The following is an 8,564-nucleotide window of genomic DNA, read 5'->3' on the forward strand; positions in this document are numbered from 1 at the left end:
GGCGCGCCCCCCGCCGCCCCCCCCCCCCCCGGCCGGACCTTTCGTCGGCCGGACCTTTCGTCGGCTGCCCGTCTGCCCGCCTGCCCGTCTGCCTGTTCTCCCGTACGCCCGGAGTCCGCCCGTGAACCGTCGCCCTCGCCGTGTCCGTACCGCCCCCCTTCTCCTCGTGGCCGTCCTCGCCGCCCCCACCGGCTGCTCGGCCGGGACCACGCCGCCCACCGCCCCGCCCGCGCGGGTCTCCGAGGCCACGGCCGCCCCCGCGCCCACCGCGAGCGCCGCGCCCGTCCGAGCACTCGGCCGCTCCCTGCCCGTCCGCGTCCAGCTCCCCGCCGCAGGCGTGGACACCGGTCCCGTCCTGGAGCTCGGGCTCGCCGCCGACGGAACGGTCGAGGTGCCGTCGGTCCAGGACGCCGACCGCATCGGCTGGTACGACAAGGGCGTCACGCCCGGCGAGACCGGCCCCGCCGTCCTCATCGGCCACTTCGACACCGCCCGCGGCCCCGCCGTCCTGAAGAACGTCTCGCGGGTCCGGGTCGGCGACGAGATCACCGTGACGCGGGCGGACGGCAAGGCCGCCGTCTTCCGGGTCAGGGAGCTGGAGCAGGTCGACAAGGACGCCTTCCCGAGCACCAAGGTGTACGGCGACACGAAGCGTCCCGAGCTGCGCCTCGTGACCTGCGGCGGAGAGCTGGTCGACGGCCACCGCCCCGACAACATCATTCTGTACGCGGACCTCGTGGCCACGCGGGCCGCCTGAGCCCCCCACCGGCCCCCTGAGGCACAATCGGCGGCATGACGACCCCGGAGCCGACCCCCGAGCCGACCCCCGAGCCGAGCAACGAGCCGACCCCCGCGTCGAGCGACGGGCCGACCCCCGCGTCGACCCCCGCGTCGAGCGACGGGCCGACCCACGCGTCGAGCGACGGGCCGACCCACGCGTCGAGCGGCGAGTCGAGCTCCGAGCCGACCCCCGAGCCGACCCCCGAGCCGAGTTCCGAGCCGACTCCCAAGGCGCCCGAGCCGCAGTACGCCGACCGTGTCTTCCGCTCGCCCCTCGGCATCGCGAGCGGGGTGTTCCTGCTGATCCTCGCGGTCCTGTTCGGCGGCGACGCGCTGATCCGCGGCGAGGGCCGGACGCCCTGGATCGCGCTCGCGGGGGTCCTCCTCGCTGCCCCGCTGATCGTCGCCTTCACGATCCGGCCCGCCGTGTACGCCAACGACCAGCGGCTCCGCATCCGCAACCCGTTCCGGTCGATCACGCTGCCCTGGGCCTCCGTCGCCGACATCCGTGCCGGGTACTCCAGCGAGGTCTTCACCCAGGAAGGCGCCAAGTACCAGCTGTGGGCCGTCCCCGTCTCGCTGCGGCAGCGGAAGAGGGCCGCGCGGAAGGCCGCCCGGGCCTCGCAGGACGATCCCCACGGCCGTCTCTCCGTCACCGCCGACGTCCGGGACAGCGCCTCCAGGACCGCGCCCACCGACCAGACCGTCGCCGACCTGCGCGAGCTCGCCGAGCTCCACGCCGGGCACCCGGGCGCGCAGGGCGAGCCGCGGGTGCGCTGGGCGTACGAGATCGTCGGCCCCGCCGTCGCCGGACTGCTGCTCCTCGTGATCCTCGTCGCGACGGGCTGACGCGCGGCGGCTCCCGAACCGTGTGGTGTCCACCGGACGGTGTCCAAGGGGCAACCGTCCGGTGAAGCGGGTTTGGCTGCTGCGCGACGCAGAGGGCCGGACCGCCGCCCTCTCCGGACGCTCCTACGAGCGGCAATCCACCTGCCGTACCGCCTACCAGCGCTTCCGGGCCCTGCTCGCCGCCGAAGGGCAGCAGGCGGCCCGGGTCTCCGACCCCTGCGCGTTCTTCCTCGCCGAGCAGGGCACGCCCGGCGTGATCGTCGAGCACGGCCCGACGGAGACGATGTTCGGCTCCCCGTGGGACCCGCGCACCGCCGACTACGTCAACGGCCGTTTCCGCTGACGCCCGAAAGAACCGGCGAGTTCACCCGGACGGCCGAAAGGGCCGGTACGGAATCACTCCCGCACCGGCCCTCCACCGCAAGCCGTCGGGGCCACCGGCCCTTCACGGCAGGACCGGCCGCCGGGCCACCGGCCCTCCGCGGGCAGCCCGTCCGGGTCAGAGTCCCGCGGCCGTGCTCAGGTCCCGCTTGATCGCGGCCAGCAGCTCCGCGCCCTTCGCCCGTGCCGGCGCCAGCTCGCTCGCGTCGGCGACCGGGACGACGACCTCCAGGTAGCACTTGAGCTTGGGCTCGGTGCCGCTCGGGCGGACGATCACCCGGGCCTTGTAGTCGCCCTCCAGGTGGTAGCGCAGCCCGTCCGTCGGCGGCAGCGACTCCGTGCCCTTCGTCAGGTCCTCCGCTGAGACGACCGTCAGACCGGCGAGGGACACCGGCGGGCGCTCGCGCAGCGCGGCCATCGCGTTCGCGATGACCGACAGGTCCTCGACCCGCACCGACAGCTGGTCCGTGGCGTGCAGCCCGTGGGCCACCGCCAGGTCGTCGAGCAGGTCCAGGAGCGTACGGTCCTGCTCCTTGAGGACCGAGGCCAGCTCGACGACGAGCAGCGCGGCCGTGATGCCGTCCTTGTCGCGGACGCCCTCAGGGTCGACGCAGTAGCCGAGCGCCTCCTCGTAGCCGTACCGCAGACCGTCCACCCGGGCGATCCACTTGAAGCCGGTCAGCGTCTCCTCGTACCCGACCCCGGCCGCCTCGGCGATCCGGCCGAGCAGCGAGGACGACACGATCGACTCGGCGAAGACGCCCGTCGCGCCCTTGTGCACCAGGTGCGCGGCGAGCAGCGCGCCCACCTCGTCGCCGCGGAGCATCCGCCAGCCGCCCTCGACGGCGGCGTCCGGCACGGCCACCGCGCAGCGGTCGGCGTCCGGGTCGTTGGCGATGACCAGGTCGGGGTCCACGGCCCGGGCCGCCTCGAAGGCGAGGTCCATGGCACCCGGCTCCTCCGGGTTCGGGAAGGCGACCGTCGGGAAGGCCGGGTCGGGCTCGGCCTGCGCGGCGACGAGCGCGGGGGGCGGGAAACCGGCGCGGGCGAAGGCCGCCGTCAGGACGTCCTTGCCGACGCCGTGCATGGCCGTGTAGACGGTCCGCGCGCTCCGGGGGGACCCGGGGGTCAGGACGGCGTCCGTACGCGCCAGGTAGGCCTCCAGGACCTCGTCACCGAGGGTCTCCCAGCCGGTCTCCGGGCGGGGCACGTCCGCGAGGGCGCGCACGGCGTCGATCTCGGCGGCGATCTCCGCGTCCGCGGGCGGCACGATCTGCGAGCCGTCGCCCAGGTACACCTTGTAGCCGTTGTCGCGCGGCGGGTTGTGGCTCGCGGTCACCTCGACACCCGCGACGGCGCCCAGATGCCTTATGGCGTACGCGAGGACCGGCGTCGGCAGCGGGCGGGGGAGCACGGCCGCGCGGAGCCCGGCGCCGATCATCACGGCGGCGGTGTCACGGGCGAAGTCGGCGGACTTGTAGCGGGCGTCGTAGCCGACGACGACCAGGCCGCCGGTCTGCCCCTTGGCCTTGAGGTACGCGGCGAGGCCGGCGGCCGCGCGGATGACGACGGAACGGTTCATCCGCATGGGCCCGGCGCCCAGCTCGCCCCGGAGCCCGGCGGTGCCGAACTGGAGCATGCCGGCGAAGCGGGCGGAGAGCTCGGCGGTGTCGCCGGCCTCGATGAGCTTCGCGAGCTCCTCGCGGGTCTCGGCGTCGGGGTCCTCGGCGAGCCAGGCCTGGGCCCTGGCGAGGAGGTCGTCCTGCGTCACGGTGTGCCTTTCGGGGTGCGGGGCGGTGCGGGAGGGTGCGGGCGGTGGGGTGCCGCTGCGCGGAGCCTTCCCCCACCCCGCCCCTTCCCGAAACCGGGGGCTCTGCCCCCGGACCCCCGCGCCTCAAACGCCGGCGGGGCTGAATCTTTCAGCCCGTCCGGCGTTTGAGGACCGGGGTCTGGGGCGGAGCCCCAGCTACGGGAAGGGGCGGGGTGGGGGAGAAGCCCCGCGCAGCGGCCCCCAGCCAACCGTCAGATGCGGTCGAGGACGCGCGTCAGCAGTTCGCCCATCCGCGCGGCGGAGTCCCGCCCGGCCTGGAGCACCTCTTCGTGGTTCAGCGGCTCGCCCGAGAGCCCCGCCGCCAGGTTCGTGACGAGCGAGATGCCCAGGACCTCGGCGCCGGCCTCGCGGGCCGCGATCGCCTCCAGGGTGGTGGACATGCCGACGAGGTCGCCGCCCATGGCGCGGACCATGTTGATCTCGGCCGGGGTCTCGTAGTGCGGCCCGGGGAACTGGACGTAGACGCCCTCCTCCAGGGTCTCGTCGACCTCCTTGCACAACGCGCGCAGCCGCGGCGAGTACAGGTCGGTGAGGTCCACGAAGTTCGCGCCGACGATCGGGGAGGCGGCCGTCAGGTTGATGTGGTCGCTGATCAGGACCGGCTGGCCGGGGCGCATGCCCTCGCGGAGGCCGCCGCAGCCGTTGGTCAGGACGACGGTCTTGCAGCCGGCGGCGACGGCGGTACGGACGCCGTGGGCGACGGAGGCGACGCCCCGGCCCTCGTAGAAGTGGGTGCGGCCGAGGAAGACCAGCGCGCGCTTCTCACCGATCTTGTACGAGCGGACCGTGCCCCCGTGGCCTTCGACGGCCGGCGGCGGGAAGCCGGGGAGCTCGGTCACCGGGAACTCGGCCTCGGGGGCGCCGAGAGCGTCGACGGCGGGCGCCCAGCCGGAGCCCATGACCAGGGCGACGTCGTGGTCGACGCCGGTCAGCTCGCGAAGACGTGCGGCAGCGGCCTCGGCGGCCTCGTACGGGGTGGCAGTTGCGTTCACTGACTCTCTCGCCTCGGGGAGGGGGGTCCGAGGGGAGCCCCGGACGGATTTGGTACGCGCAGAAGCGTAGCCGGAGAATCCCTACGCGCGTAGATGACGATGCTGACGGACATGCGATCGTTGTCTTGTCGTTTCCGACGAACGGGGGAGCCGGAGGCCCCGGACGGATCGAACGGACCGAACGGACCGACACGGATCAACAGGGCCGCTTGCGCAACTCCATCACGTAGTCGTGCGGCGCGCCCGCCGACTCGGCCGCGTCCGCGACCTCGCCCAGGTACCGCGCGGACGGCAGCCCGCCCTCGTAACCGTTGAGGACGTACACCCAGGCCGGCTCCTCGCCGTCGAGCGTGTCGACCCGGATCCGCATCCGCCGGTAGATGTCGAGGCCGACGCCCTCCCACCGGTCCATGGAGTCCTCGTCCATCGGCGCGATGTCGTACAGCGCCACGAAGACCTGCGAGCGGGGGGCCTCCACGATGGTCGCCAGCGCCCCCTCCCAACCCATCTGCTCGCCGCCGAAGGTGAGCCGCCAGCCGTTCAGCCAGCCCGTGCCGCGCAGCGGGGAGTGCGGTGCGCGGCGGCTCATCAGCCGCGCGTCGAGGTTGCCGGCGAAAGCGGCGTAGAGCGACATGGGACCGAGAGTACGGGAGGGGGCGGGGTGTCCGCCGAACTCCGGGGCGACGCCCCGGGGCGGGCCCCGCCGCGCTCCGGCGCGACGCGTACGGAGCCCCGGCGCGAGACCGCGCCCGGCGTGCGGGAGAATGGGGTACGCACTTGAAGCGTGCGGGACAATGGCGTACGCACTGCACCCCAGCGGGGGGACTCCCCGGCAGAACGAGACGCGAGGCGTAGATCCCAGTGACCCGGATCGTGATCATCGGTGGCGGACCCGGCGGATACGAGGCGGCCCTGGTGGGCGCCCAACTCGGCGCGGAGGTGACCGTCGTCGACTGCGACGGCCTCGGCGGCGCTTCCGTCCTGACCGACTGTGTTCCCTCGAAGACGCTCATCGCCACGGCGGAGGTGATGACCACCTTCGACTCCTCCTACGAGGAACTCGGCATCATCGTCGCCGACGACACCCCGCACGTGGAGCAGGCCGCCCGCGTCGTCGGCGTGGACCTCGGCAAGGTCAACCGACGGGTGAAGCGCCTCGCGCTCGCCCAGTCGCACGACATCACCGCCTCCGTCACCCGGGCGGGCGCCCGCGTGCTGCGCGGCCGCGGCCGGCTCTCCGGCCGGCAGTCCCTGGACGGCTCCCGCCAGGTGATCGTCACGGCCGCGGACGGCACGGAGGAGACGCTCACCGCGGACGCCGTGCTCATCGCGACCGGCGGCCACCCGCGCGAGGTGCCGGACGCGAAGCCGGACGGCGAGCGCATCCTCAACTGGACCCAGGTCTACGACCTCAAGGAGCTCCCCGAGGAGCTCATCGTGGTCGGCTCCGGCGTCACCGGCGCCGAGTTCGCCGGCGCCTACCAGGCGCTCGGCTCCCGGGTCACCCTCGTCTCCTCGCGCGACCGCGTGCTCCCGGGCGAGGACCCGGACGCCGCCGCCGTCCTGGAGGACGTCTTCCGCCGCCGCGGCATGAACGTCATGGCCCGCTCGCGCGCCGAGTCCGCCAAGCGGGTCGGCGACCGGGTCGAGGTCACCCTCGCGGACGGCCGGGTCATCTCCGGCACGCACTGCCTCATGGCGGTCGGCGCGATCCCGAACTCGTCCGGAATGGGCCTTGAGGAGGCCGGCGTCAGGCTGAAGGACTCCGGTCACATCTGGACCGACAAGGTCTCCCGTACGAGCGCCCCCGGCGTCTACGCGGCAGGCGACGTCACCGGTGTCTTCGCGCTCGCCTCGGTCGCCGCCATGCAGGGCCGCATCGCGATGTACCACTTCCTCGGCGACGCGGTGACCCCGCTCAACCTGAAGACGGTCTCCTCCAACGTCTTCACGGACCCCGAGATCGCCACCGTCGGCTACACGCAGGCCGATGTGGACGCGGGCAAGATCGACGCCAAGGTCGTCAAGCTGCCGCTGCTCCGTAACCCCCGCGCGAAGATGCAGGGCATCCGGGACGGCTTCGTCAAGATCTTCTGCCGTCCTGGCACCGGCATCGTGGTCGGCGGCTGCATCGTCGCCCCGAAGGCGAGCGAACTGATTCACCCGATCTCGATCGCGGTCGACAACAATCTGACCGTCGAACAGATCGCAAATGCATTCACCGTGTACCCCTCCCTGTCGGGCTCGATCGCGGAAGTGGCACGGCAGTTGCACACCCGAAAGTCGGCCGGCGAGGCGTAACACCCCCGCCGCGCCCGGCTCCGGGACGGCTCCCGCCTGCGGGAACGGTTCGCCGACTCGGACAACCCCCGGCAAGGCGGGGCATAGCCCTGGCGCACGACGAATCAACGACGGGGTCTCCCATACCACTTGGAGACCCCGTCTGTGCGCATCTTCTGCAATTCGGCGCATAGTGCTGAAAAGTATCGGCCGGTCACGTTACTGTCAGTTTCGTGTTCGCTGCAGAACGTCGCCAGTTGATCCTCGAAATGGTGCGAGCCAATGGGGCCGTGTCGCTCCGCGAGCTCGCCCGCGTCGTCCAGACCTCGGAGGTGACCGTACGGAGGGATGTACGGGCACTTGAGGCAGAAGGACTCCTCGACCGCCGACACGGCGGTGCGGTGTTGCCGGGCGGATTCACGCGAGAATCCGGCTTCCCGCAGAAATCCCATCTCGCCACCGCGGAGAAGACGGCCATCGCCGACGTCGCCGCGAGCCTCGTCGAAGAGGGCGAGGCCATCGTCGTCGGTGCCGGGACGACCACGCAGGAGCTGGCCCGCCGGCTCGCCCGCGTGCCCGGTCTGACCGTCGTCACCAACTCCCTGCTCGTCGCCCAGGCCCTCGCCCACGCCAACCGGGTCGAGGTCGTCATGACCGGCGGAACGCTGCGCGGCTCCAACTACGCCCTCGTGGGCAGTGGGGCCGAGCAGTCGCTCCAGGGGCTGAGGGTCTCCCGGGCCTTCCTCTCCGGGAGCGGGCTCACCGCCGAGCGCGGCCTGTCCACGTCCAACATGCTCTCCGCGAGCGTGGACCGGGCCCTGGTGCAGGCGGCGGCGGAGGTCGTGGTCCTCGCCGACCACACCAAGCTCGGCGCCGACACCATGTTCCAGACGGTGCCGACGGACGTCATCACCCGGCTGGTGACCGACGAGCCCCCCGCCCATGACGAGCGGGCCGCCTCCGAGCTCCAGGCCCTCGCCGACCAGGGCGTACAGATCGCCGTCGCGGGCACGGGCGCGGGTCCCGGCGCCGCCGGCGGTGACCAGCACCCCCCGGGAGTCCGGCCCCGCCGTGACATGCCGCTCCCCGTCCAGCGCGGACGGATGGCGGCCGGTCAGTTCCGGGGCCCCGGCGGGGGAATGGCGGCGGAGACGCTGGAGCGCACGGCCCGGGTCGCGGACATGCGCCGCCGCTGAGCCGTCGAGCCGAGTCGCGAGGGACCCTCCCCCAGGGGTCCCACGGCCGCACCCCCGACCGACCCTTGCGTACCTTCTAGTCCTTGAGTCCCCGCAGCGTCAGTGCAAGCTGCTGCCTGCGGGCCCTTCGTACCGTACGTGCTGCGACAGAAAGCGGGGAGGTCAGTCCTTGATGTCGCAGATGGTGGCGCCGGAGGTGACGGAGGCGCCGACCTCGGCGGACAGGCCCTTGACGGTGCCGGAGCGGTGGGCGTT

7 protein-coding genes and 1 pseudogene are annotated in these 8,564 nt (G+C 73.1%); 5 read left to right on the forward strand and 3 right to left on the reverse strand.

Annotated elements, in window-relative coordinates:
• Window positions 1–121: 121 nt before the first annotated feature.
• The 3 genes and pseudogenes from ACWFR1_RS30820 to ACWFR1_RS30830 all read left to right on the forward strand — a co-directional run bounded on the left by ACWFR1_RS30820 (window position 122) and on the right by ACWFR1_RS30830 (window position 1,972).
• Entirely contained in the window at window positions 122–757 is a 636-nt protein-coding gene (locus ACWFR1_RS30820; protein WP_453556997.1) for a class F sortase, read from the forward strand.
• A 236-nt stretch (window positions 758–993) separates the two neighbouring features.
• Window positions 994–1,629, forward strand: a pseudogene (locus ACWFR1_RS30825) (PH domain-containing protein); the annotation flags it as partial.
• 61 nt (window positions 1,630–1,690) lie between these two features.
• Window positions 1,691–1,972 (forward strand): hypothetical protein, encoded by a 282-nt coding sequence (locus ACWFR1_RS30830; RefSeq protein WP_453556999.1) that lies wholly within the window; start codon window positions 1,691–1,693, stop codon window positions 1,970–1,972.
• 156 nt (window positions 1,973–2,128) lie between these two features.
• Here the strand turns inward: ACWFR1_RS30830 and ACWFR1_RS30835 are convergent, their stop codons facing one another.
• The 3 genes from ACWFR1_RS30835 to ACWFR1_RS30845 form a co-directional block, all read right to left on the reverse strand.
• On the reverse strand, window positions 2,129–3,781 hold the full coding sequence (locus tag ACWFR1_RS30835) for a phospho-sugar mutase (protein ID WP_453557001.1): 1,653 nt from the start codon (window positions 3,779–3,781) through the stop codon (window positions 2,129–2,131).
• 251 nt (window positions 3,782–4,032) lie between these two features.
• Entirely contained in the window at window positions 4,033–4,833 is an 801-nt protein-coding gene (locus tag ACWFR1_RS30840; protein ID WP_453557003.1) for a purine-nucleoside phosphorylase, read from the reverse strand.
• A gap of 196 nt (window positions 4,834–5,029) precedes the next feature.
• Window positions 5,030–5,467, reverse strand: coding sequence for a gamma-glutamylcyclotransferase (locus tag ACWFR1_RS30845; protein WP_384142043.1), 438 nt, complete (start codon window positions 5,465–5,467; stop codon window positions 5,030–5,032).
• 227 nt (window positions 5,468–5,694) lie between these two features.
• Here ACWFR1_RS30845 and ACWFR1_RS30850 point away from each other — a divergent pair, with 227 nt between their 5' ends.
• Window positions 5,695–7,134 carry an NAD(P)H-quinone dehydrogenase gene (locus tag ACWFR1_RS30850; RefSeq protein ID WP_453557005.1) on the forward strand — a complete coding sequence of 480 codons (1,440 nt, stop codon included), beginning with the start codon at window positions 5,695–5,697 and terminating at the stop codon, window positions 7,132–7,134.
• 248 nt (window positions 7,135–7,382) lie between these two features.
• Window positions 7,383–8,309, forward strand: coding sequence for a DeoR/GlpR family DNA-binding transcription regulator (locus tag ACWFR1_RS30855; RefSeq protein ID WP_453557009.1), 927 nt, complete (start codon window positions 7,383–7,385; stop codon window positions 8,307–8,309).
• Window positions 8,310–8,564 lie beyond the last annotated feature (255 nt).

The organism is Streptomyces sp. NPDC055103, from assembly GCF_053607625.1.

Bases quoted from the DNA above. Each gene is read 5' to 3' on its own strand.
- ACWFR1_RS30855 (WP_453557009.1), top strand. From the start codon at position 7,383: ATGGTGCGAGCCAATGGGGCCGTGTCGCTCCGCGAGCTCGCCCGCGTC.
- ACWFR1_RS30845 (WP_384142043.1), bottom strand. From the start codon at position 5,467: ATGTCGCTCTACGCCGCTTTCGCCGGCAACCTCGACGCGCGGCTGATG.